This window comes from Cellvibrio fibrivorans (genome assembly GCF_031457055.1).
Taxonomy (GTDB): Bacteria; Pseudomonadota; Gammaproteobacteria; order Pseudomonadales; family Cellvibrionaceae; genus Cellvibrio; species Cellvibrio fibrivorans.
On sequence record NZ_JAVDVX010000002.1, the window covers coordinates 166,958 to 192,915 of the forward strand.

Annotated in this window: 21 protein-coding genes; 18 read left to right on the forward strand and 3 right to left on the reverse strand. The window is 46.9% G+C overall.

The features are described from left to right. The first annotated feature begins 117 nt into the window (after positions 1-117). The 17 genes from J2X05_RS05615 to J2X05_RS05695 all read left to right on the forward strand — a co-directional run bounded on the left by J2X05_RS05615 (position 118) and on the right by J2X05_RS05695 (position 20,973). A complete protein-coding gene (locus J2X05_RS05615) occupies positions 118-330 on the forward strand; it encodes a hypothetical protein (RefSeq protein ID WP_310069849.1) in 213 nt (70 codons plus the stop codon). A 60-nt stretch (positions 331-390) separates the two neighbouring features. Next, on the forward strand, positions 391-765 hold the full coding sequence (gene sdhC / locus J2X05_RS05620; protein WP_310069852.1) for a succinate dehydrogenase, cytochrome b556 subunit: 375 nt from the start codon (positions 391-393) through the stop codon (positions 763-765). After that, positions 759-1,130, forward strand: coding sequence for a succinate dehydrogenase, hydrophobic membrane anchor protein (gene sdhD, locus J2X05_RS05625; RefSeq protein ID WP_310069853.1), 372 nt, complete (start codon positions 759-761; stop codon positions 1,128-1,130). Before sdhC ends, sdhD begins: the two co-directional genes overlap by 7 nt. Next, the gene (gene sdhA / locus J2X05_RS05630; protein WP_310069857.1) at positions 1,130-2,902 is read left to right on the forward strand and encodes a succinate dehydrogenase flavoprotein subunit; all 1,773 of its coding nucleotides are present in this window, start codon (positions 1,130-1,132) and stop codon (positions 2,900-2,902) included. Before sdhD ends, sdhA begins: the two co-directional genes overlap by 1 nt. Positions 2,903-2,920: 18 nt before the next feature. Then, on the forward strand, positions 2,921-3,625 hold the full coding sequence (locus J2X05_RS05635; RefSeq protein WP_310069859.1) for a succinate dehydrogenase iron-sulfur subunit: 705 nt from the start codon (positions 2,921-2,923) through the stop codon (positions 3,623-3,625). Positions 3,626-3,835: 210 nt separating this feature from the next. Beyond that, positions 3,836-6,667, forward strand: coding sequence for a 2-oxoglutarate dehydrogenase E1 component (locus J2X05_RS05640; RefSeq protein ID WP_310069862.1), 2,832 nt, complete (start codon positions 3,836-3,838; stop codon positions 6,665-6,667). 61 nt (positions 6,668-6,728) lie between these two features. Further along, positions 6,729-7,925 (forward strand): 2-oxoglutarate dehydrogenase complex dihydrolipoyllysine-residue succinyltransferase, encoded by a 1,197-nt coding sequence (odhB, locus tag J2X05_RS05645; RefSeq protein WP_310069865.1) that lies wholly within the window; start codon positions 6,729-6,731, stop codon positions 7,923-7,925. 118 nt (positions 7,926-8,043) lie between these two features. After that, positions 8,044-9,483, forward strand: coding sequence for a dihydrolipoyl dehydrogenase (gene lpdA / locus J2X05_RS05650; protein ID WP_310069868.1), 1,440 nt, complete (start codon positions 8,044-8,046; stop codon positions 9,481-9,483). Between the two features lie 123 nt (positions 9,484-9,606). After that, positions 9,607-10,773, forward strand: coding sequence for an ADP-forming succinate--CoA ligase subunit beta (gene sucC / locus J2X05_RS05655; protein WP_151057411.1), 1,167 nt, complete (start codon positions 9,607-9,609; stop codon positions 10,771-10,773). A gap of 12 nt (positions 10,774-10,785) precedes the next feature. Further along, the gene (sucD, locus tag J2X05_RS05660) at positions 10,786-11,658 is read left to right on the forward strand and encodes a succinate--CoA ligase subunit alpha (protein ID WP_310069873.1); all 873 of its coding nucleotides are present in this window, start codon (positions 10,786-10,788) and stop codon (positions 11,656-11,658) included. Between the two features lie 147 nt (positions 11,659-11,805). Continuing rightward, on the forward strand, positions 11,806-13,374 hold the full coding sequence (locus J2X05_RS05665; RefSeq protein ID WP_310069876.1) for an FAD-binding domain-containing protein: 1,569 nt from the start codon (positions 11,806-11,808) through the stop codon (positions 13,372-13,374). Positions 13,375-13,446: 72 nt separating this feature from the next. Next, positions 13,447-14,067 carry an NAAT family transporter gene (locus tag J2X05_RS05670; protein ID WP_310069879.1) on the forward strand — a complete coding sequence of 207 codons (621 nt, stop codon included), beginning with the start codon at positions 13,447-13,449 and terminating at the stop codon, positions 14,065-14,067. Positions 14,068-14,379: 312 nt separating this feature from the next. After that, positions 14,380-15,897 carry a pectate lyase gene (locus J2X05_RS05675; protein ID WP_310069882.1) on the forward strand — a complete coding sequence of 506 codons (1,518 nt, stop codon included), beginning with the start codon at positions 14,380-14,382 and terminating at the stop codon, positions 15,895-15,897. A 156-nt stretch (positions 15,898-16,053) separates the two neighbouring features. Further along, positions 16,054-17,973 (forward strand): biosynthetic arginine decarboxylase, encoded by a 1,920-nt coding sequence (speA, locus tag J2X05_RS05680; protein ID WP_310069883.1) that lies wholly within the window; start codon positions 16,054-16,056, stop codon positions 17,971-17,973. 28 nt (positions 17,974-18,001) lie between these two features. After that, positions 18,002-19,201 carry a saccharopine dehydrogenase family protein gene (locus J2X05_RS05685; RefSeq protein ID WP_310069884.1) on the forward strand — a complete coding sequence of 400 codons (1,200 nt, stop codon included), beginning with the start codon at positions 18,002-18,004 and terminating at the stop codon, positions 19,199-19,201. A 3-nt stretch (positions 19,202-19,204) separates the two neighbouring features. Continuing rightward, complete coding sequence (gene nspC, locus J2X05_RS05690) at positions 19,205-20,392, forward strand: carboxynorspermidine decarboxylase (RefSeq protein WP_310069886.1); 1,188 nt, start codon at positions 19,205-19,207, stop codon at positions 20,390-20,392. A gap of 77 nt (positions 20,393-20,469) precedes the next feature. Further along, positions 20,470-20,973, forward strand: a complete 504-nt coding sequence (locus J2X05_RS05695; RefSeq protein WP_310069889.1) for an RNA methyltransferase — start codon at positions 20,470-20,472, stop codon at positions 20,971-20,973. Here the strand turns inward: J2X05_RS05695 and J2X05_RS05700 are convergent. From J2X05_RS05700 to J2X05_RS05710, 3 genes are read right to left on the reverse strand one after another with little or no spacing between them, the layout of a single operon-like run. After that, positions 20,963-21,379 (reverse strand): hypothetical protein, encoded by a 417-nt coding sequence (locus J2X05_RS05700; protein WP_310069893.1) that lies wholly within the window; start codon positions 21,377-21,379, stop codon positions 20,963-20,965. The two genes, J2X05_RS05695 and J2X05_RS05700, sit on opposite strands and share 11 nt — an antisense overlap. 30 nt (positions 21,380-21,409) lie before the next feature. Then, positions 21,410-22,171 (reverse strand): TSUP family transporter, encoded by a 762-nt coding sequence (locus J2X05_RS05705; RefSeq protein ID WP_310069895.1) that lies wholly within the window; start codon positions 22,169-22,171, stop codon positions 21,410-21,412. A 39-nt stretch (positions 22,172-22,210) separates the two neighbouring features. Further along, on the reverse strand, positions 22,211-23,587 hold the full coding sequence (locus J2X05_RS05710) for a class II fumarate hydratase (protein WP_310069897.1): 1,377 nt from the start codon (positions 23,585-23,587) through the stop codon (positions 22,211-22,213). Between the two features lie 303 nt (positions 23,588-23,890). Here J2X05_RS05710 and uvrB point away from each other — a divergent pair, with 303 nt between their 5' ends. Continuing rightward, positions 23,891-25,903, forward strand: coding sequence for an excinuclease ABC subunit UvrB (gene uvrB, locus J2X05_RS05715; RefSeq protein ID WP_310069900.1), 2,013 nt, complete (start codon positions 23,891-23,893; stop codon positions 25,901-25,903). Positions 25,904-25,958 lie beyond the last annotated feature (55 nt).

Here is a 25,958-nt window from a genome sequence, read left to right on the forward strand (position 1 = left end):
TGGGGCAATTTCTTTTATCTTTTTCGGAAATTTTCGCGCCATAGCTGAGTGCTCATGTGGTGGCGTCTCACATTGCTGAAAAACTCACCGATGTGCCTGCACTTATGTGGAGCGGCAATGGTAAAAACGCGCGCTTGCGGTGCATTTTTATTAAAATCTTTCAATATAATCAATGTGTTGTGTAAAAACATCGTTAAAAGTGCAGTAATATTTTTCCTTGCCAGCGTGAAGGGAATTCTGCACGGCTTTTTGTTTGTGTTTCCAGAGTCCAATCTCTATAATGCTGCGCGACTTGCAGGGCGTGTTTCATTTAAGGTCATTTTTAAATGATAAAAAGTGAAGCGCTTATTCTTAAACCTGCCCGCGATGGGCATAAAGGTGAGATAGACCGTGAACAAGAAAAGACCTGTCAACCTAGATATAGCGACTATTAAACTCCCCGTCACTGCTTACGTTTCCATTCTTCATCGTGCTTCCGGCGTTTTCCTTTTTGCAGGCGTAGCTGTCCTTTTATGGATGCTGGATGCCAGTCTTGATTCGCAAGAAGGTTTTAACAGCATTAGCGATCTCGCCGCAAACCCTGTATGCCAATTTGTTCTCTGGGCAGTTTTGGCTGGTTTGGCGTATCACATGGTGCTCGGTATCCGTCATTTGATTATGGATTTCGGTATCGGTGAATCTCTTAAAGGTGGTCAAACTGGTGCCAAAATCGCACTGGCTATTGCCATTGTGTTGATCGTGTTGGCGGGGGTGTGGGTATGGTAACTTCAGTAACCAGTTTTGGACGCAGTGGCCTTTATGATTGGCTAATCCAACGCGTCGGTGGTGCCGTCATGGCGGCGTACACTATTTTTATCGTGGCTTATCTTGCATGTAATCCTGAATTGACTTTCGAACAGTGGCAATCCCTTTATAACCAACTGTGGATGCGTGTGTTTACCCTTGTTACCCTTCTTTCCTTTATATCGCATGCGTGGATCGGTTTGTGGGCTGTGCTCACTGATTATTTAACTACCCGTCTATTAGGCTCCAAAGCGACTTTCCTTCGTATATTCGCACAGATAGTGCTGGGTGCAGTTGCAGTCACCTATCTTGTCTGGGGTGTTCAAGTAATTTGGGGTATTAATTAATGGCTAATATGCGCACGATTTCTTTTGACGGTATTGTGGTTGGCGGCGGCGGTGCTGGTATGCGCGCCGCTTTGCAGTTGGCACAATCCGGTTACAAAACAGCAGTAATTACAAAAGTATTCCCAACGCGTTCGCACACTGTATCTGCCCAGGGCGGTATTACTTGTGCGATCGCCAGTGCTGATCCAAATGATGATTGGCGTTGGCACATGTATGACACTATCAAAGGTTCCGACTATATCGGCGACCAGGATGCGATTGAGTACATGTGTTCGGTAGGCCCTGAAGCGGTATTTGAATTGGAGCATATGGGCTTGCCATTCTCCCGTACAGATGAAGGCCGTATCTACCAGCGTCCATTTGGTGGCCAATCTAAAAACTTCGGTGAAGGTGGCCAGGCGGCGCGTACTTGCGCTGCGGCAGACCGTACCGGGCACGCACTGCTCCACACTCTGTACCAAGGCAACCTGAAAAACAAAACCGTATTTCTTAATGAATGGTTTGCAGTTGATTTGGTGAAAAATGAAGACGGCGCAGTGGTTGGTGTTATCGCGATCAATATCGAAGATGGCGAAACAGTTTATGTAAAAGCCAAGGCAACTGTGTTGGCAACCGGTGGTGCAGGGCGCATATACGCTTCTACTACTAATGCTCACATCAATACTGGCGATGGTGTTGGTATGGCGTTGCGCGCTGGCTTTCCTGTGCAAGATATCGAAATGTGGCAGTTCCACCCAACCGGTATCGCCGGTGCCGGTGTATTAGTAACTGAAGGTTGCCGCGGTGAAGGTGGCTACTTGATCAACGCCGATGGCGAGCGCTTTATGGAGCGTTATGCTCCTAATGCGAAAGATCTTGCTGGTCGCGACGTAGTGGCGCGCTCCATGATCCAGGAGATTATTGCTGGTCGTGGTGTAGGTCCTAATAAGGATCACGTACTGCTGAAGCTCGATCACTTGGGTGAAGAAGTGCTCGAGAGTAAATTGCCTGGTATTTGCGAGTTGTCGCGCACCTTCGCACACGTTGACCCTGTATATGCTCCCATCCCTGTAGTTCCAACTTGCCATTATATGATGGGTGGCATTCCAACTAACGTGAATGGGCAAGCGTTGACCGTCGATGCTGATGGAAATGATGTGGTGATTGATGGTTTGTTTGCGTGTGGTGAAGTTGCTTGTGTGTCTGTGCACGGCGCTAACCGTTTGGGTGGAAACTCATTGCTCGACTTGGTTGTGTTCGGTCGTGCAGCTGGTCTGTACATTGAGAAAGCATTGCGTGAGGGTATTGAGCATCGCGATGCCACTCAATCTGATATCGATAAAGCGATGGCGCGCCTAAACAAAATAAATACATCTAATAGCGGTGAGAGCGCATCAGTACTGCGTAAAGAGTTGCAAACCATTATGCAAAACTTCTTCGGTGTATTCCGTAAAGGTGAGTTTATGCAAAAAGGTATCCAGCAACTGGCTGAGCTGCGCAAGCGTATTGAAAATGTATCTATTACTGACAAGAGCAATGCATTCAATACTGCGCGTATTGAAGCATTAGAATTGCAAAACTTGCTTGAAGTCGCAGAAGCAACGGCGATTGCAGCGGAAGAGCGTAAAGAATCGCGCGGCGCGCACGCGCGTGAAGATTTTGAAGATCGTGACGATGCTAATTGGTTGTGTCACTCCATGTATTTCCCCATTGATAAGCGTGTTGGCAAGCGTGCGGTAAATTTCAAACCGCGCACTATGGAAGCTTTCCAACCTAAAAAACGTACCTACTAACAATCGGGAGCAGAAGTCATGTTGAAAGTACAAGTTTATCGTTACAACCCTGATACAGATAATGCGCCCTATATGAAAACCTATGAGCTGGATACTCAGGGTAAAGATTTGATGGTATTGGATGTATTGGAATTACTGAAAGCACAAGACGAAAGTCTTGCATATCGCCGCTCTTGCCGCGAAGGTGTGTGCGGTTCTGATGGCATGAATATCAATGGTAAAAACGGTTTGGCTTGCATCAAGCCAATCTCCGAGTGCATTAAGAACAATACTTTGATTTTGCGCCCGTTGCCCGGTTTGCCAGTGATTCGTGACCTGGTAGTTGATATGACCCAGTTCTACGATCAATACAAGAAAATAGAGCCATACTTGCAAAACGATACGCCAGCACCAGCAATTGAGCGTTTGCAATCACCTGCAGATCGCGAGAAGCTCGATGGCCTTTATGAGTGTATACTCTGCGCCTGCTGCTCAACCAGCTGCCCATCCTTCTGGTGGAATCCCGATAAATTTATCGGTCCGGCTGGTTTATTACAGGCTTATCGTTTCCTGGCTGATAGTCGTGATTTGGCGACCGAGAAACGACTTGCCAATCTGGACGATCCTTTTAGCGTATTCCGTTGCCATGGTATCCAAAACTGTGTGGCGGTTTGTCCCAAAGGGCTGAACCCGACAAGAGCCATCGGCCATATTCGCAATATGTTGTTACAGAGCGCTACCTAAGGTGGCGCTTTTCTGTATCTGAAGCTGGCAAAAATTTGATGACAAAGTGAGCACTTTGGTGCTCGCTGCGTTGAAGAACTGTTTGTTGTAACCCGGTGTTGCAGCAACTTAAAAGCGGCGTTTTTAATCACAAGTTGAAAACGTTTGGTAGCTAACCGCTAGTTGATAGCAGGGGATTTGCCTGAGTCCCCAATGATTAAGGTGAGTGGAATGCAAGACAGCATTATGGAGCAATTTTGGAGTACGTCTCACATCTCTGGTGGGAACGCTGCTTATGTCGAAGAGCTCTACGACACATATCTACACAATCCTAATGCCGTTCCTGAAGAATGGCGCAATTACTTCGATCAATTACCACGTATCAACGGTGTGTTGACTCAAGATACTCCCCATTCGGTCATTCGCGCTCAATTCGAGCAATTGGGTAAATCCCGTGTGCGCACCGTTGCCGTTGCAGGTGGCTCGGTTAGTGCTGAGCACGAGCAAAAACAAATCAAGGTAGTACAACTGATCAGTTCCTACCGTTTCCGCGGTCATCAAAAGGCCCAGTTGGATCCTTTGGGATTGATGAAGCGCGATCCGGTCGCCGATTTGGAATTAGGTTTTCACGGCCTGACCAATGCAGACCTGGATACTGTATTTAACACTGGCAGCTTGTTTATCGGCAAAGAGCAGGCGACCCTGCGTGAAATTGTTGAGGCATTAGAGAAGACCTATTGCGGTCATATCGGTGCCGAGATTATGCACATTACGCCCCTTGCTGAAAAACAATGGTTGCAACAGCGTCTTGAGAGCGTGCGCTCGAATCCTGAATTCAGTAAAGAGCAGCGCCTTGCCCTCCTCGAGCGTTTGACAGCTGCGGAAGGCCTTGAGCGTCATCTCGATAGTAAATATCCAGGCACCAAACGTTTCGGTCTCGAAGGTGGCGAAAGTTTTATTCCGTTAGTTGATGCCTTGGTAAAGCGCGCGGGTACTTACGGTGCAAAAGAAATAGTATTGGGCATGGCTCACCGTGGGCGCCTTAATGCGTTGATCAACGTGTTTGGTAAAAGCCCTGCAGAATTGTTTGCAGAATTTGATGGCAAGCGTTCATTGAATACCTCTGGCGATGTGAAATATCACTCAGGTTTTTCTTCCAACGTAATGACTCCTGGCGGAGAGTTACACATGGCGATGGCGTTTAACCCGTCGCACTTGGAAATCGTATCACCCGTGGTTGAAGGTTCTGTGCGCGCCCGTCAGGATCGTCGCAACGACAAAACCGGTGCCAAAGTTGTTCCTATCAATGTGCATGGCGATGCTGCATTTGCAGGCCAAGGCGTAGTGATGGAGACATTCCAAATGTCCCAGACTCGCGCGTACGGTACTGGTGGTACCTTACATCTTGTGATCAACAATCAAGTGGGTTTCACCACTAACAAACGTGAAGATGCACGCTCAACTGAGTACTGTACCGACGTCGCCAAAATGATCGAGTGCCCGATTTTTCATGTGAATGGTGATGATCCTGAAGCAGTATTGTTTGTGGCGCAATTGGCGATGGATTATCGCTATGAGTTCAAGAAGGACGTGGTAATTGATTTAGTTTGCTATCGCCGTCGCGGTCACAACGAAACTGACGAGCCCTCTGCAACTCAGCCGTTGATGTATCAAATTATTCGCAATCTCAAAACTACTCGCACGCTCTATGCCGATAAGTTGGTTGCAGCGGGCCTGCTCAGCCAAGCGGCAGCTGACGAGATGACTACCGTGTATCGCGCAGCCTTGGATCGTGGCGAAAATGTTGCGAGTGGTTTGGTAAGCGAGCCGGATCGCAGCTTGTTTGTAGATTGGTCGCCCTATATCGGCCACGATTGGGAGACGCCGGCAGTAACCGGTTGTGAACTCAAAACACTGCAGGCTGCAGCAAATAAAATGTGCGAAATTCCTGATGGAATCGTGCTGCAAAAACAAGTTGAAAAAATTTACGAAGACCGCCGCAAAATGGCCGCTGGTGCTTTGGCGCTTAACTGGGGTATGGCCGAAACATTGGCTTACGCTACTCTGGTTGAACAGGGTTATCAGGTTCGCATGACTGGTCAAGACGTTGGTCGCGGTACTTTTTCACATCGTCATGCGGTAGTTCACAGTCAGAAAGACGGTTCTTCTTATGTGCCTCTGGCGAATATGGCCCCTAACCAACCGTCTTTTGAGTTGTTCGATTCTTATTTGTCAGAGGAGGCCGTATTAGCGTTCGAGTATGGCTATTCAACAACATCGCCAACCGGTTTAGTGATTTGGGAGGCGCAGTTCGGTGACTTCGCTAACGGCGCTCAAGTCGTTATCGACCAATTTATTACCAGTGGTGAGCACAAGTGGGGTCGTTTGTGCGGTTTGACCATGTTATTACCACACGGTTATGAGGGGCAGGGGCCGGAGCACTCTTCTGCGCGTCTTGAACGTTTCATGCAATTGTGTGCAGAACACAATATTCAGGTTTGTGTACCAACTACACCCGCGCAGGTATTTCACATGCTGCGTCGTCAGGCGATTCGCCCGATGCGTCGTCCATTAGTGGTAATGAGTCCGAAATCGTTACTGCGTCATAAATTGGCAACATCTACGCTGGAAGAATTGGCCAACGGCAGCTTCCAAAATGTGATTGGCGATAGCACCGTCGAACCGTCCAAAGTTGAGCGGGTAATTTTGTGTAGTGGTAAGGTTTATTACACGCTGCTTGAAGAGCGAACTGCACGCAAGCAGGAAAATGTGGCCTTGATCCGCTTGGAGCAATTGTATCCATTCCCTGAAGAAGAATTGAAAGCTGCTATGGCGCCATTCAAGGATATCAAAGATATCTTCTGGTGCCAGGAGGAGCCAATGAACCAGGGAGCTTGGTATAGCAGTCAACACCATATGCGCCATGTAGTGCAGGGGTTGTACGGCAAAGAAATGTATTTGGATTATGTGGGTCGTGATCCATCGGCAGCACCAGCGGGCGGTTACATGTCTGCGCACCTTGAAGAAGAAAAACGTTTTGTGAATAAAGCGCTCACTGTTTGAGTGCTTTTACTAACTGATTAAATGATCAAATAATCCTAGCGCTACAGAGAGATGGAATAGCATGAGTATCGAAATCAAAGCCCCTACCTTCCCTGAATCCGTTGCCGATGGCACGGTAGCAACCTGGCACAAAAAACCAGGCGAAGCCGTCAAGCGCGATGAGTTGATCGTTGATATTGAAACCGACAAGGTTGTGTTGGAAGTGGTTGCACCTGCAGATGGCAGTATCGCTGAAATTATTAAAGGTGAAGGCGAGACTGTATTGAGTAATGAAGTGATTGCCCGTTTTGTTGAGGGTGCCGTGGCAGCAGGTACTCCTGCAGCAAGTACTCCAGCTCCTGCAGCAGCGCCTGTTGCCGCAACCGCTGAAAAATTGGTAAATCCTGCAGCACGGAAAATGGCTGAAGAGAACAATGTGAATACTGCAGTTGTCGCTGGCAGCGGTAAAGATGGCCGTGTTACCAAAGAAGATGTTGCCAATCATTTGAAATCAGCACCAGCGGTGATCGCTCCTGCTGCGCCTGTACCTGTTGCCGCAATCGAAGCCGTAGGTGATCGTGTTGAGAAGCGCGTACCTATGACGCGTTTGCGTAAGCGTATTGCCGAGCGTTTGCTTGAAGCATCCAGCACTACGGCAATGCTGACCACGTTCAATGAAGTGAACATGGCTCCGGTAATGGCACTGCGTGCAAAATACAAAGACCAATTTGAAAAAGCGCATAACGGTTCACGTTTGGGCTTTATGAGTTTCTTTGTAAAAGCCGCTGCTGAAGCGCTGCGTCGTTTCCCTGTTGTAAACGCCTCTATCGACAACAACGATGTTGTTTATCACGGTTACCAGGATATCGGTGTTGCAGTATCGACTGAAAAAGGCTTGGTAGTTCCTGTGTTGCGCAATGCCGAAAATATGAGTCTGGCCACCATCGAAAATACTATCCGCGATTTTGGTCTGCGAGCACGTGATGGCAAACTTGGTATTGAAGAAATGTCTGGCGGCACCTTCACCATCACCAACGGTGGTGTGTTCGGTTCACTTTTGTCTACGCCGATTTTGAACCTGCCGCAGTCTGCAATTTTGGGCATGCACAAAATTCAAGAGCGCCCAATGGCGGTCAATGGCAAAGTAGAAATTCTGCCGATGATGTACTTGGCACTGTCTTACGATCACCGCTTGCTCGACGGTAAAGAGGCTGTGCAATTCCTCGTGACCATCAAAGATTTGTTGGAAGATCCAGCGCGCATTCTTCTAGAAATATAAAGTGTTGGAAATCTAATCTGCTTTTTTGAAACGCTTCTGGCAACCCAGGAGCGTTTTTATGTGAAGGGTTACCACTCACAAGGTTGTAGCCGACTGTTAATAATTTAGGAACATTGTTATGTCTGAAAAATTTGATGTGATAGTTATCGGTTCTGGCCCTGCGGGCTATGTTGCTGCCATTCGTGCCGCGCAATTAGGTTTGAAAACTGCGTGTGTTGAGAAATGGAAAAACGAAGAAGGCAAGGGTGTTAACGGTGGTACTTGCTTGAACGTAGGTTGCATTCCCTCTAAAGCATTACTCGATAGCTCTTACAAATACCACGAAGCAAAAGAAGATCTTGGCCTTCATGGTATTACCACTTCAGGCGTAGAGTTGAATGTTTCTTCAATGATTGCGCGTAAAAATCAAATCATCAAAAATTTGACGGGTGGCATTGCTGGATTGTTTAAATCAAATGGCGTTACCAGCTTGTTCGGCACTGGTAAATTACTTGCTGGCAAGAAAGTCGAAGTGACTGACTTTGAGGGCAAGGTAACTGTGTATGAAGCTGAAAATGTTATTTTGGCTTCAGGTTCCAGCCCCATCAATATTCCACCGGCACCTGTTGATAACGATATTATCGTTAATTCTACTGGTGCGTTGGAATTCACCGAAGTGCCAAAGCGTTTAGGTGTAATCGGCGCTGGCGTAATTGGTTTGGAATTGGGGTCTGTCTGGAATCGTTGTGGTTCCAAGGTCACTGTGTTGGAAGCATTGGATAGTTTCCTCGCAATTATGGATCAGCAAATTGCGAAAGAAACCCAAAAAATCCTCACCAAACAAGGTTTGGATATCCGTACCAGTTCACGCGTTACCGGTTCAAAAGTAAACGGCAAAGAAGTGACCGTTACCTATTTGGATAAAGAAGGTAAAGAGCAGCAAGAAACGTTTGATAAGTTGATTGTGTGTGTTGGTCGTCGCCCTTTCACAGAAAATCTATTGGCTGCTGACAGCGGCGTTAATTTGGATGAGCGCGGTTTTATCTTTGTAAACGAACAATGCGAAACTAATGCGCCAGGTGTATGGGCAATTGGTGATGTAGTGCGTGGCCCGATGTTGGCTCACAAAGGTTCGGAGGAAGGTGTGATGGTTGCCGAGCGTATCGCTGGCCAAAAATCACAAATTAATTACGACATTATTCCTAACGTAATTTACACCCACCCGGAAGTTGCTTCGGTGGGTAAAACTGAAGAGCAAGTTAAAGCGTCGGGTGAACCTTATAACGTTGGTACTTTCCCGTTTGCAGCATCTGGCCGTGCTATGGCTGCTAACGAAACCCAGGGTTTGGTAAAAATTATTGCTCACGCCGTAACTGATCGCATTCTTGGTGCCCACATTGTTGGCCCAAGCGCTGCAGATTTGGTTCAGCAAGTGGCGATTGCAATGGAGTTCGGTTCCAGTGCGGAAGATTTGGGCATGATGGTGTTTGGTCACCCAACCCTGTCTGAAGCTATCCACGAAGCAGCATTGGCGGTGCATGGTCATGCCATCCACGTAGCCAACAAGAAGAAGCGTTAAGAGAACCATAGAGTCCTCGTTTTTTAGGCGGGGGCGAACTCATAAGGTTCGTCTCCATCGATAACCCAGTTGGCATGTTTATCGATAATTGCATGTCCAACCATCGTCAAATGGAACTACACCATGAATTTGCACGAGTATCAGGGTAAGCAACTGTTTGCCCAATATGGTCTGCCTGTTTCTAAGGGCATTGCTGCTGCGACTGTTGAAGAGGCTGTTGCTGCCGCGGATCAAATCGGCGGCGATATGTTCGTCGTTAAAGCTCAGGTTCACGCTGGCGGCCGCGGTAAAGCGGGCGGCGTAAAGCTGGTTAAGAGCAAAGAAGATATCCGCGCTTTCGCTGAAAAGTGGTTGGGTAAGAATCTGGTGACTTATCAAACTGATGAGAAAGGCCAACCAGTAAGCCGCATTTTGGTTGAGACTTGCACCGACATCGCCAAAGAGTTGTACTTGGGCGCTGTAGTTGATCGTTCAAGCCGTCGTATCGTGTTCATGGCCTCTACCGAAGGTGGCGTAGAGATTGAGAAAGTTGCTCATGACACTCCTGAAAAAATCCTTAAAGTTGCTGTTGATCCACTGGTAGGCGCACAGCCTTTCCAAGGTCGCGATCTGGCTTTCAAGCTCGGTTTGGAAGGCAAGCAAATTAACCAATTCGTTAACATTTTTCTCGGCTTGGCCAAACTCTTCAAAGAGAAAGATTTGGCGCTGTTGGAAGTTAACCCATTGGTAATCACTCCGGAAGGTAATTTGCATTGCCTGGATGCCAAATTGGTAATCGACGGCAACGCTCTGTACCGTCATCCAGAACTGAAAGCAATGCAAGACCCATCACAAGAAGATGCGCGTGAAGCTCATGCTGCTGCTTGGGAACTGAACTACGTTGCGCTCGGTGGTGATATCGGTTGTATGGTAAACGGCGCTGGTTTGGCGATGGGTACCATGGACATCGTTAAATTGCACGGCGGCCAACCGGCTAACTTCCTCGACGTAGGCGGTGGTGCTACCAAAGAGCGCGTAGTTGAAGCGTTCAAAATCATTTTGTCTGATGACGCGGTTAAAGCCGTATTCATCAACATCTTTGGCGGTATCGTACGTTGCGACATGATCGCAGAAGGCGTAATCGGTGCAGTTAAAGAAGTAGGCGTAAAAGTACCTGTTGTTGTTCGTCTGCAAGGTAACAATGCTGAATTGGGTGCAAAAGTGTTGGGCGAAAGCGGCCTTAACATTATTGCCGATACCGACTTGACTGGCGCAGCCAAGAAAGTTGTTGCAGCTGCTGCGAATCAATAAGGGGCCAAGAACATGAGCGTTTTAATTAACAAAGACACCAAAGTAATCTGCCAAGGCTTCACCGGCGCGCAAGGTACTTTCCACTCTGAACAAGCGATTGCTTACGGCACCAAAATGGTTGGTGGTGTAACTCCAGGTAAGGGTGGTCAAACTCACCTCGGCCTGCCAGTGTTCAACACTGTTGCTGAAGCAGTAGAAGCGACTGGCGCAACCGCATCAGTTATCTACGTTCCGGCTCCTTTCTGTAAAGACTCAATCCTTGAAGCGGCTAACGGTGGCATCAAGTTGATTGTATGTATTACTGAAGGTATCCCAACCCTCGATATGCTTGACGCAAAAGTGAAGTGTGACGAGTTGGGCGTGCGTTTGATTGGCCCTAACTGCCCAGGTGTTATTACTCCGGGCGAATGTAAAATTGGCATCATGCCAGGCCATATCCACAAGCCAGGTAAAGTAGGTATCGTATCGCGTTCAGGTACCTTGACTTATGAAGCGGTTAAGCAAACGACTGACTACGGTTTCGGCCAATCTACTTGTGTCGGTATTGGTGGTGACCCAATCCCAGGCTCCAACTTCATCGATATCCTGAAGTTGTTCCAAGCTGACCCACAAACCGAAGCAATCGTAATGATTGGTGAGATCGGTGGTTCTGCAGAAGAAGAAGCGGCAGCGTTCATTAAAGCTAACGTGACTAAGCCTGTTGTATCTTACATTGCCGGTGTAACTGCACCTGCTGGTAAGCGCATGGGTCACGCTGGTGCGATTATTTCTGGTGGTAAAGGTACTGCTGACGAGAAATTTGCTGCACTGGAAGATGCAGGTGTTAAGACTGTTAAGAGCTTGGCTGATATCGGTAAAGCACTGAAAGAAATCACTGGCTGGTAATTTTTCCGGTTTGGTTGTTTCGAAAAGGCGATCTTCGGATCGCCTTTTTTATTACCATTTTTTTCATCGTCACATTTTTCCTATTCACTCAGATCTAACCGTCAACGTTTAACGTATGCATAAAACCTCTTTCATTTTGGTTTTTGCATGCTCGCGCTCTGGTGGATAAAACGCGATTTTCGCCTTGATGATAATGCTGCGTTACATGCGGCATTGACTGAGTGTGGCCAAGTCATTCCAGTTTTTTTTCTTGAGTCAGATATTTATCTTGCCCAAGACGCATCTGCCTTTCATCTACACGCACAGCTTACTGCCTTGGCTGATCTACAAAATTCACTGCGACTGCGTGGGGCTGAGTTGCTGATAGTGCGATGTAATTTGCCACTCGGATTTTCTCTTTTAAGACAGCATATTCATTTCACTCATATTTTTTCACACGAAGAAACCGGCGCGGCAGTTACGTTTAAACGTGATATTGCAGTAAAAAAATGGTGTGATGCTGAATCGGTGATTTGGCAAGAAGTTCCGCAATCTGGTGTGGTGCGAGCTTTGCGTTCGCGCGACAACCGACAACAATATATCGCTGAACGTTTATTTGATAGTGAACCACTGCCAGTGCCGGAAGTGGTACCACAACCGTTGTTGCCCTCACTCACTATTAATCAGCATGATTGTTATCAAATTCCACAGCTGCAAGAGCTGGCTCCTCAACTGTTGGATGAGCGCATTCAATGGTCGAGTGTACAAGTGGTGAATGAGCGCAGGGCGAAGCGCACGCTGGATAGTTTTTTGAGTGATCGCGGCATTGGCTATCGCGGCGGTATTTCATCGCCTAACAAAGCTTTTTTCTACGGATCGCGTTTATCACCCCATATCGCGTGGGGCACCATCAGTTTGCGGCGGATTTTTTCACGCCTCCATCGGCGCTTAACTGAGTTAGAAGAACTATTAAACGCGCAGCCTGACAATAAACTTGCTCAGCGTTGGCACAAAAGTTTGGAGGGTTTTAGCGCTCGTTTATTTTGGCGCGATCATTTTGTGCAGCGATTGGAATCGGCGAGTTGGATGGAGTCGCGCGCCCTAAACCCTGCGTATGAACAGCTGGAATATTCACGGGATGCAGCGAGGCTAGATGCATGGATTGATGGCCATACCGGTTTCCCCTTGATCGATGCCTGTATGCGGTGTTTGCAGGCGACGGGTTTTTTAAATTTTCGGATGCGCGCGATGCTGGTAAATTTTGCGTGTTTTGGTCTGCACATCCATTGGCGCGATCTGCAATACCCGCTGGCGCGTTTGTTTACTGATTACGAGCCGGGTATTCATTTCTCCCAAATACAAATGCAAGCGGCGATTGTCGGTATCAACACCATTCGCGTTTATAGTCCGCTCAAGCAGTTGATGGATCAGGATCCTGATTGCCAATTTATCAAGCGTTGGGTACCCGAATTACGAGGATTCAGTGCAGAGCAAATTGCCTGTCACGAATCAATAACACTGCCAGGTTATCCCGCCCCCTTGGTGGACGCGGAACATAATATTCGTATCATGAAAGAGCGAATTAGTGTCATACGCAAGAGTGATGAAGGTCAGGAAAGCGCACAGCGCGTATTGGTTAAACATGGCTCGCGCATGAAACAAAAACGAACTAAAAAAATACACAAACTTGATGCCAAGGTGCCAGCAGCTAAACAAATTGATTTGTTTGGTGTCTGATCTTGGTGCGATGCTATGCACGCGAAATTAGCCTACACTCTGAGCAATGACTGTCAGCGGTAGAGCATGATCATGTTGGAAATCACCGAATACACCAAATTCCTGGTCGGCCTGTTGGCGATTGTCGATCCTCTAGGGGCCATCCCCGTTTTTATTGCACTTACCGTTCATCAGAATAAAGAGCAGCGTCTAAAAACCGCTCGCCTTACGGTTGTTTCGGTATTTTTTGCATTGATGGTGGCACTGTTGTTTGGTGAGTGGATACTCTGGGCGTTTGGGATTAGTGTCGATGCTTTCCGCTGTGCGGGTGGTGTGATCTTGTTATTGATGGGGTTGGGGATGCTGCAATCCCGTGGCCATACGCCTGCAGATATCGAGGCGGCACAAGATGAAACCATCGCACTGGTGCCACTCACTATGCCGCTACTTGCTGGGCCGGGAGCGATGAGTGCAGTCATTGTTTATGCCCATCAATCCAATTCGGTTACGCATTACTTGTCGATCACCCTGTGTATTTTATTGGTAAGTGCTGCATTGATGCTCTGCTTTAAATTCCTGCCCTGGTTTAGCGAGCATTTGAGTAAGCGCAGTATTGTCATGTCTACGCGGGTAATGGGCTTGCTCTTGGTGGCAATTGCGGTGGAGTTTATTGCGGGAGGTATTAAAGGGCTGTTTCCGCAATTGGTTTCCTGAGTAGCCTTCCTGCCTGGCTGGATAAAAAGTGTTAATCGCCTATAACTACTTCGGCAAGACACTTATGATTGCTCTGCTGCACTTCAATAATTACATCTAAAAACAGTGCTAACCTGATGTCAGTGAACGTTTTTATCGGTAATTTTTTTCGGTCGCAAAATCCATAACAAATAGCATCCGTAATTGGATATCTATAATTAGAGAGTGGCTATGCGCATCATCAACCTGTTTTTTTTCAGCTATGTTTTTCTCTGCACTCACTTCACCCAGGCAATAGCTGCGACGCCCACGCCTGAGCAAACACGGCACACCATGAAAACTGCCAGTCAATTTATGTTGGAAAAGGTGAGTTATCGCGGTGGTTTTGTGTGGTCTTACTTGCCGGATTTTTCCCGCCAGTGGGGCGAGCTTGAAGCACGCCGTTCGATGATTTGGATGCAACCACCGGGTACTGCAAGTGTGGGGCATTTGTTTCTTGATGCCTATCACGCTACGGGTGATGAGTTTTATTACGTAGCTGCCGAAAAGGTTGCAGGTGCAATTATTTACGCCCAGCATCCGAGCGGTGGTTGGAATTATGTTGCCGATTTTGCCGGGGAGACCGCACTTAAAGAGTGGTATGCCACTATTGGCAAAAATGCCTGGCGCCTGGAAGAGTTCCAACATTATTACGGCAATGCGACCTTTGATGATGTCGGCACAGCAGAAGCGGCAAAATTTTTATTGCGTTTATATAGTGAAAAACGTGATTCCAAATATCGCCCAGCACTCGATAAAGCCATCCATTTTATGCTGGCGAGCCAATATCCCATTGGTGGTTGGCCGCAGCGCTTTCCGTTGATGTACGACCATCCTTATAAAGATCATGCAGATTATTCATCGTTCATCACCTTCAATGACGATGTTGCCGCTGAAAATATCGATTTCCTATTAATGTGTTACCAAATCCTCGGCGAGGCGCGTGTGCGTGAACCGGTGATTCGTGCGATGAATAGTTTTTTGGTCACGCAAATGGGGCAGCCGCAGCCGGGTTGGGCGTTGCAGTACACACCTGAATTAGTTCCTGCAGGTGCACGCTCTTATGAACCCAAATCACTGCATACCCCGACGACTGCTGAAAATATTCAGCAGTTGATTAAATTTTATCGCATGACGGGCGAAACAAAATTCCTTGCGCGAATTCCAGAAGCATTGGCCTGGTTAGAAAGTTTAACCTTACCTATCAAGCCAGAATATGAGGGGCGCAGCCATCCATCATTTATTGAACTGGATACTAACAAGGCTCTGTTTACCCACAGGCGCGGCGCCAATGTGAGTAATGGCGAATATTATGTTGATTACACGCCCGGCAATATGCTGGCGCACTACAAATCGGCAAGCACAATTGATCTTGCCAAATTGCGTGCGGCATATGAGCAGGTGTTACGGCTCACGCCGAAAGAGGTGACTGTAAACTCACCGTTGAAGGCGATGACTAATATTGCGCTACCCAAATATTTTACCCTTGGCAAAGTCAGTGTGTCAGATCTAAATTTTCGCGCACAAAAAATACCTGAAACAAAAAATCTTACCGAGCAAGCGGCTGCATTAATTGGGGCGCTCAATCAGCAAGGTTATTGGCCAACGCCACTTTATTACACTACCAACCCTTACAAAGGCGTCGCACCGATAACCAAGGCCACTAACGAGTATGCTGCTACTATGGTCGGCGATGAATGGGATACATCCCCTTTTCCGGTAGATGATCCCGTCATGGGGATTTCCACTGGCGCCTACATCAAAAATATGGGTGTACTTATTCAGTATCTTCAACAACAATCTGCGCAATAGGCTCATTTGTTGCAGATTAATTTCTGTCCATAATGGTGTGATGCTTTATTTTTCACAGAAAATGTGGAAAATTGCGCGCCATTTTCCATTCTTGCCCCAGTTATTGAGGGGGCTATTAATATTTGCAAACTGTTAATTACACAGGACGGAACTATTTTGAATAACCCAGAAGAATCCAAAATTTGGTCTGTGCGCCAATCGGCTGATCTCTATGGCATTGATGAATGGAGCAGTGGTTATTTTGGCGTTTCACCACGAGGAGACGTTGTGGTGCGAGCGTCGACTCCAGAAGGTGAAGCTAATGTATCGCTAATGGAAATCGTCGACGGTTTGCAGCAGCGCGGCTTGCAGATGCCGGTGTTATTGCGCCTTGAAAATATTGTCGACTCACGTATTAGCATCCTCAACGATTCGTTTGCACACGCGATTGAGTCGAGTGGCTATCGCGGCCAATATCGCGGAGCCTTTCCGATTAAGGTCAATCAACAAAAACATGTGATTGCCGAAATCGCGCGGTTTGGTGAGCGCTACAATCACGGCCTTGAAGCGGGCAGCAAAGCAGAATTGATGATTGCCCTTGCGACGATTACCAATCGCGAAAGCGTTATTATTTGTAATGGCTACAAAGATGCCGAATTTATTTCACTGGGTTTGCAAGCGCGTAAATTAGGTTTTAAATGTTTCTTTGTATTGGAAACACTAACTGAATTGCAATTTGTCATTGAGCGCAGCCGCGCTCTCGGCATAGAACCATTGATTGGAGTCCGCCTAAAACTGTCTACCAAGGTGGAAGGCCACTGGAGTGCGGATAGTGGTGACCGCAGTTTATTTGGTTTAAATACCAATGAACTGGTAACTGTTATTGATACCTTGCGCGATGCCAATTTGTTGCATTGTTTTCAATTGCTGCATTTTCATTTGGGTTCACAAATTCCCAACATTCGCAGTATTCGTACGGGTGTGCTGGAAGCCTGCCGCTATTACATTGAACTAGTAGGTGAGGGCGCGCCGCTTGGTTATCTGGATTTGGGGGGCGGTTTGGCGATTGATTACGATGGTACTTGCAGTACTAACGGCCACAGTCGCAATTATTCGGTGCAAGAATATTGTATTGATGTGGTGGAATCAATTCAGGAAAGTCTTGATGCCCATGGGATCGCGCACCCAACAATTGTAACTGAATCAGGCCGCGCGACAGTCGCACATACGGCAGTATTGTTATTTAATATTCTCGATGTCACCCACTTTGAACCAACAGCATTACCTGCGGAATTGCCAGCAAATTGTCATGAAATGATTGCCAATTTATGGCACACACTCAATGTAATTTGTGTCGCCAATTTGCAAGAGTCTTACAACGATGTTATTTACTATCGCGATAAAATCCGCGACCTATTTAATTCAGGTGATATTAACCTGCGTCATCGTGTATTAGGTGAAAATATCTATTGGGCCGGGTTGCAAAAAATTGCTTCACTCCTGCCTCAGGTCAAGCGCATTCCTGCTGAATTGGAAAGTTTGCCACAGATGCTGGCCGATATTTATTACGGCAATTTCAGCGTATTCCAGTCCTTGCCGGATTCATGGGCGATAGGGCAAGTATTTCCGGTGATGCCAATCCATCGTTTAAATGAAGAGCCGACGCGCCAAGCTATCATTGCCGATTTAACCTGTGACTGCGATGGAAAGTTGCAAAAGTTCGCCAGTCCGGAAGGGGAATCTACCACTCTTGCGCTGCACCCCATCAAGCATGGCGAGGAATATTATATCGGTGTGTTTTTGGTGGGTGCATATCAGGAAACCCTGGGAGATTTGCACAATTTATTTGGCGATACCAATGTTGCCAGTGTGCGTATAAATCCTGACAGCAGCATTGATTTTGTTCATGAGTTGCATGGTGATAGCATTTCAGATGTGTTGACTTATGTAGAATATAATCCCGATGCACTCTACGAGCAATTTCGTCAAACAGCAGAAAATGCCGTGCGCGATGGCATTATCACCCTGGCAGATCGCCAACTTATGCTTGCTGCCTATTCCGAAGGCCTGCGCGGCTATACCTATTTTGAAAAATAATTGAAGTAATGGTTTGGAGTTAGTGTTAATGGCAAAAGTGTTAATTATCGGGGCGGGTGGTGTGAGTGGTGTTGTGGTACATAAATGCGCGCAGTTACCCGAGGTGTTTTCAGAAATAGTATTGGCAAGTCGCACTGAATCCAAATGTAAAACAATTGCAGCGCAGTTAAATCGCCCCATTAAAACCGCACAGGTAGATGCGGACAATGTGCCGCAACTGGTAGCTCTGATTAAGGCTGAAAAACCGGACTTGGTAATTAATGTGGCATTGCCTTACCAAGACCTAACGATTATGGACGCTTGTTTGGAAACTGGTTTGGATTATCTCGATACCGCGAATTACGAGCCATTGGATACGGCAAAATTTGAGTATTCCTGGCAGTGGGCGTATCAGGATAAATTTAAAAATGCCGGTCTGACGGCGTTACTTGGTTCCGGTTTTGATCCAGGCGTAACTAACGTTTATACCGCGTATTTGAAAAAACATTACTTCGATGAAATTCATTATCTGGATATTATCGATTGCAATGCTGGTGACCATGGCTTGCCGTTTGCGACCAATTTCAATCCGGAAATCAATATTCGCGAAGTTACAGCCAATGGCCGCTATTGGGAAAATGGAAATTGGGTTGAAACTGCGCCGCTCAGCATTAATCGAGTATTTGATTTTCCGGCAGAGATTGGGCCTAAAAAAATCTACATGATGTACCACGAAGAACTTGAATCGCTGGTTAAACATTTTCCAGAAATTAAACGCGCGCGTTTCTGGATGACCTTTTCAGATAATTATTTAAAACATCTGGAGGTCCTGGGCAATGTCGGCATGACTGGCATTGAGCCGGTGATGTTTGAAGGTCGCGAAATAGTCCCGCTGCAATTTTTAAAAGCATTGCTGCCTGACCCTGCAAGCCTTGGTCCTTTAACCAAAGGCAAAACCTGTATAGGTTGTTTTGCGCAAGGTATTAAAGATGGTAAGCCTGTGGCTATGTTTGTTTACAATGTCTGCGACCATCAGGAGTGCTACCGCGAAGTAAAATCCCAGGCGATTTCTTACACTACTGGTGTGCCCGCCATGATTGGTGCAAAAATGATTCTGGAAGGCAAATGGAAAAAGCCGGGGGTATGGAATATGGAGCAGTATGATCCGGATCCATTTATGGAGGATCTCAATAAATACGGTTTGCCTTGGCAAGTTGTGGAAGTCGATCCAAGTGCGATTGAAGGGTGAGTAATGCAAAAGCGCGAATATTTCACGCACTTTAATACAGCACGCGTTCCATCACCTTGTTATGTGATCGACAAGGCGGCTGTGCAAGATAATCTAAAAATCCTCAACCGCGTACAGCGCGAAAGCGGTGCAAAAGTACTTGCTGCATTAAAAGCTTTTTCTTGCTGGAATCTTGCTCCTTTATTTCGTCAGCATCTCTCGGGTACCTGTGCAAGTGGTGTGCATGAGGCGCGTTTGGGGCGAGAAGAATTTGGTGGAGAAGTACACTGCTATTCAGCCGCTTATAAAGAGTCCGATTTAATCGAAATTTTGAAGGTTGCCGATCATGTGCTATTCAATTCGTTTTCGCAGTGGTCACGATTTAAATCACGTGCGTTAACTGCACAACAACAACGCCCTGAATTGCAGTTTGGTATTCGCATTAATCCTGAGCATTCTGAAGGTGAAACTGAACTATACGATCCCTGTGCACCCTGTTCGCGTATGGGAGTGACTGTTGCGCAATTTGAACAGGCAGTGAGTGATGACCCAGATATTCTTGATGGCATTAGCGGTTTGCATTTTCATACGCTCTGCCAACAAGATCTCCCTCCATTACAGCGCACATTGATTGCCGTTGAAGAAAAATTTGGGAAATATTTCCCGCAAATTAAATGGATCAATTTTGGGGGCGGCCACCATATCAGTCGTGAAGATTACCAAGTTGATGAGTTAATTGAGCTGATTAAATCTTTCCGTGTTCGCCATCAATTAGATGTCTATCTAGAGCCGGGCGAGGCGGTTGCACTGCGTAGCGGTGTGCTGGTGGCGGAGGTATTAGATATTACCTGGAATGGTATTGCGCAGGCTATTTTGGATACCTCAGCAACTTGCCATATGCCGGATGTATTAGAGATGCCATACCGCGCCGATGTATTGGGGGCAGGAATGCCCAATGAGTTTGCACATACCTATCGCTTGGGTGGGATGACCTGTTTAGCAGGTGATGTGATAGGCGATTACAGTTTCCGCGCGTCTTTAACAGTTGGCCAACGTATAATGTTTGACGATATGGCTCACTACACAATGGTGAAGACCACCACGTTCAATGGTATTAATTTACCCGCTATTGCCATTTGGGATTCACGCACTGATGAGTTAGACGTTATCCGTGAATTTGGCTACACCGATTTTAAACAGCGCCTCTCCTGATCGTAGGTGCGCCGATTGCTGCGCCCAAAACACCACTATCCTATTTTTAATAGTTACTATTTTTTCAGGTTTTTGCTATGTACAAAAAATCCGCACACATAGGTCTCGTCAACCCTAAGAGCCCTGCCAATGTTGGGATGGTCATGCGTGCGGCTGGCTGCTACGAAGCCACTACCGTTTTTTATAGCGGAGTGCGTTTTGAGCGTGCACAAAAATTTGCGACCGATACAAAAGATGCTGGCCGAAAAATTGCGTTAGTAGGTGTGGAAAATTTACTGGATGATATTCCGGAAAATGCCACACTGGTCGCCATCGAATTAATTGAAGGTGCAACTCCACTGATGGATTTTGTGCATCCCGATAACGCCTATTATATTTTCGGCCCGGAAGATGGCTCGATAAAAAAAGAGTTGTTAGATCATTGCCAGCACGTGGTCTACATCCCGACCATTGGCTGTATGAATCTCGCCGCTACAGTCCATGTTGTGCTTTACGATCGTATGGCAAAATCAGGTCGGGAAGTGATTGAGCAGCGTCCAATTGCGGCGAATCGTGATGTGAATAATAAAATCAGGATCTAGCGGTAATTACTTCTTCTCTGATCAAGTAGGTCTCATCTGTGCCCTCTGGTAATACTTGAAGTTTATCTTCTTTCTGATGATTTTTATTCGGGCACTCGCCTTGGCTCTCTAGCCAATAGAGTGTGTTGCCTATTAATGCGACAGATCCCGATACTATTGCACTTGTGGTAGCCGTTAGGGTCGCGACGACCAAGGCACCCGTTACCTCTTCTTTACAACTCCTGGTAAGGCAGTCTATTTCATCGAACGTTCGCATTTGCTCTGTGGTGAGTACAATTTTCTGCGTAGATACCATGCATTTTTCATCATAGCTTGCCCCTTTTTTAGGGGTGACCACGCAAGCGCCGGTGGTACTGCTCAGCAGTATCAACACCAATCGACTGATTATGTTGGAGAAGTTCATCATGTGTGATTCCTGATGCTATTGGTAAAAGCCTTAAACAGCGATTTGTTTGTACCAATACTGCCCTAACATGATCAAACAAATTGTAACAATCAGTATCCGCAATACCTTTGGGTTAACTTTAAAAAGGTAGTGCGAACCCATCCAAGCTCCGAGCATTTGTCCGACGATCATAGCGAACCCCGCAAGCCACATAATTTGACCTGCAAAGATAAAAACAATTAACGAGGCGATATTGGTGGCGAAGTTGAGTGGCTTCGCAATCGCTGTGGCTTTGATTAATTCCAGTCCGCGTAAACTGACACCCGCAACTGCAAGGAAAGATCCTGTGCCGGGTCCGAACATACCATCGTAAATTCCAATAACAGGCAGCACAGTTTTTTGATAAACATTATTCGACATTCTTGGTTCAGTCGATTCAAGCTGTAAATAGGGTGCGGTAATAAAATAAGCGGCAATGATGATTAGTACCAGTGGGATCATAAATCCAAGTACTTTGGCATCAATAAATTGTACAATTATTGTGCCGGCGACCGAGCCAACAAAAGCGGCAACCATCATGGGGCGCAATTCTTGCCAGTGGATTTTTTTGCGTTTAAATAATAAAAAACTCGATGTTCCTGAACCAAAACTACTTTGTAATTTATTGGTACCCAAGGCTGCGAGTGGTGGTACGCCGGATACAACCAACGCAGGGATAGTGATCAAACCACCACCGCCAGCGAGTGTATCCATAAAACCTGCAACGGTGGCAGCGAAAAATAAAAATAACAGTGTCTCTACAGCAAAATCCATTGTGGGGTTATCTCATTCAATCGTTTAAAAGACAGCTTTTTACAAACCGCCGCGAGTTAATTTTTCTGGATTTAGTAATTGCTCCAATTCGTCACGGCTCAAATCAGTTTCTTCCTGTGCAACATCGATAATTGCGCGCCCATCTTTATAAGCTTTTTTGGCAATTGCTGCGGCTTTTTCGTACCCAATAATCGGATTCAATGCGGTCACTAAAATCGGATTTTGCGCGAGCGTTTTTTGCAGGTTGGTGTGATTGACGGTAAAAGTGGCGATAGTTTTATCGGCCAGTTCATTACTCGCATTGCTGAGTAATTCAATGGATTGCAATAAATTGTAGGCAATTAATGGCAACATCACGTTCAATTGGAAATTACCGGATTGCCCGGCAATACCAATACTTACATCGTTCCCCATGACTTGTGCGCACACCATGGTCACCGCTTCAGGAATTACCGGATTGACTTTGCCTGGCATAATCGATGAGCCGGGTTGTAGTGGTTTTAAACTGATCTCTGCCAAACCGGCGAGTGGACCAGAATTCATCCAGCGCAAATCATTGGCGATTTTCATCAAGCTGACGGCGAGTGTTTTTAATTGTCCTGAAATTGCAACGGACGTGTCTTGAGCACTCATGAGTGCAAAAAAATTATCTGCAGGCTCAAACATCAATCCAGTTGCTTCGCTTAAATGCGCTGCAAATTTTTCTGCAAATTCCGTGTGAGCGTTAATGCCGGTTCCCACGGCTGTGCCGCCTTGTGCCAAGCGTAATAATTGCGGCAGTGCCATTTGCAAGCGCACATAATTGCTTTCAATTTGACTCGCCCAGCTATTTATTTCCTGCCCAAATGTCACGGGCATAGCATCCATTAAATGGGTGCGACCAGTTTTCACTGTATCGGCCAGCGCTTCCGCTTTTCCGAGTAAGCTGGTATGTAATTCTTCCAGTGCGGGAAACAGTTGCTGCTTAAGGGCTAGGGCAGCGCTTACATGGATTGCGCTGGGAATCGTATCGTTACTGCTTTGGCTCATGTTTACATGGTCATTAGCATGCACTTTTTGCCCTGCCAGTTCGCTGGCGATATGAGCAATCACCTCGTTCACATTCATATTGGTGCTAGTGCCTGAGCCGGTTTGGAACACATCTACCGGGAACTGGTCCACGTAATGCCCTGCAACTATGCTGTCGCAGGCGGCGCAAATCGCCCAAGCGATGTCTTCATCCAACAAACCCAGTTCACGATTGGTGAGGGCAGCGGCTTTTTTGATATGGACTACAGCGTGGATAAAGCGCGGGGGCAGGGTAAGGCTGCTGATGGCGAAGTTGTCGAGTGCGCGTTGGGTTTGGGCGCCGTAGAGCGCGGTTTTGGGCACTTGTACCTCGCCCATGCTGTCGTGTTCGGTGCGGAACTCGCTCATATAAGCCTCCTTCAGTTATTAAGGGTGCTGCTGACATAGGTTGTCAGTTGCGGGGATTAGGCTGTGTGGTGTTCAAGTCTAGCTAGTAATGGCATCTGCTAGCCATCCTATTTAGCAATTTGTCGCGTAATGGATTGGAGTATTTTTTCTGGGACCGTCTGAGACATGGATGTCGAAGATGAGCCTACAGGGATGTATTCACGGCGTGTCCCAGAAGAAATACTGCAGTCCATTAGCAAGTATGGTCGCTGGGTTGAACCAGTTTTAGTTACAATCCCTTTTTTAATTCATTATTGAGTTCTTATGTCCAAGCAATTTGTTGTAAATAGTGAATTCGCGCCTGCGGGTGACCAACCCACTGCTATTGCTGGCCTTGTGCAAGGCATAGAGGTGGGGCTGGCGCACCAGACCCTGTTGGGTGTTACGGGCTCAGGTAAAACCTTCACCATCGCCAATGTGATCGCGCAGGTGCAGCGCCCAACGCTGATCATGGCGCACAACAAAACGCTGGCGGCGCAACTCTACGGTGAGTTCAAAGAGTTTTTCCCCAATAACGCGGTGGAATATTTCGTTTCCTACTACGACTATTATCAGCCCGAAGCCTATGTGCCTTCGTCTGATACCTTTATTGAAAAAGATTCCGCAGTAAACGAACACATCGAACAAATGCGTTTGTCCGCAACCAAAGCGCTACTGGAGCGTAAGGATGCCATCATCATCGCATCAGTTTCAGCGATCTACGGTTTGGGTGATCCAGAAGCTTATATGAAAATGTTGCTGCACATCGTACGCGGCGACAAAATTGATCAGCGCCAAATTCTGCGTCGCCTCGCTGAATTGCAATACACACGCAACGATATGGAATTCTCCCGCGCGACTTATCGCGTGCGCGGCGATGTGATTGATATTTATCCCGCTGATTCGGATATCGAAGCCGTGCGCATTGAATTGTTTGATGATGAAGTTGATCAGATTTCGATTTTTGATCCGCTCACCGGTGAAGTGCTGCAAAAAGTGCCGCGTTTTACGGTCTATCCAAAATCCCACTATGTAACGCCGCGCGAACAAATTCTGGATGCGATTGAAAACATCAAAGAAGAATTGCGAACGCGCTTGGAATACTTACGCGAAAATAACAAACTCGTTGAAGCGCAGCGGCTGGAACAGCGCACCCGATACGATTTGGAAATGATGCAAGAATTAGGCTACTGCAATGGTATCGAAAACTATTCGCGTTATTTATCCGGCCGCAATTCCGGCGAAGCACCGCCGACTTTGTTTGATTATTTGCCGCCCGAAGCTTTGTTAGTGATCGACGAAAGCCACGTGACTATTCCGCAAATCGGCGCTATGTACAAAGGTGACCGCTCGCGCAAAGAAACCCTGGTCGAATACGGTTTCCGTTTGCCATCCGCATTGGATAACCGCCCCATGCGTTTTGATGAGTGGGAGCGCATCGCACCGCAAATGATTATGGTTTCGGCAACGCCTGGAAAATACGAAGCGGAAAATCAAGGGCAAGTGGTTGAGCAGGTGGTGCGGCCGACGGGGTTGATTGATCCTGAAATTGAAATTCGCCCCGCGACTACTCAAGTGGATGATGTGCTCTCTGAAATTCGTCTAAGGGTTGAAAAAGGTGAACGCGTTTTAATTACCGTACTCACCAAACGCATGGCAGAAGATCTTACAGAATACCTCGCGGAACATGGCATCCGCGTGCGTTATTTGCACTCGGATATTGATACGGTTGAGCGCATCGAAATTATCCGCGATTTGCGTTTAGGGCAATTCGATGTGCTGGTCGGTATCAACTTGCTGCGTGAAGGTTTGGATATCCCAGAGGTATCCTTAGTCGCCATTTTGGATGCGGACAAAGAAGGCTTTTTGCGTTCAGATCGCTCACTTATCCAAACCATCGGCCGCGCCGCGCGTAACGTTAATGGTAAAGCGATTCTCTATGCAGACCGCATCACCGGTTCTATGGAGCGTGCCATAGGGGAGACGGATCGTCGCCGTGAAAAACAAGTTGCCCACAATCTCAAAAATGGCATTACGCCCAAAGGCATCAACAAAAGCATCGCCGACATCATGGAGGGCTCAGTTGCCCCCGGCTCTGGCGGCCGCAGCGCACGCAACAAGGCAATGGCTATCGCCGAGCGTTCAGGTAAATATAATGTTGACGTCAATCCAAAAGATATTTGGAAAACCATCGAGTTAATGGAAAAACAAATGTTCCAGGCGGCAAAAGATTTGGAATTTGAAGTTGCGGCTAAACTGCGCGATGAGATTGAGAAGTTGAAGAAAAAGGCGATTTGATCTGTGGTGTAAAAAGGCTGCACCAGTACTAGCTATTTTTAAGTCGCAATATTGG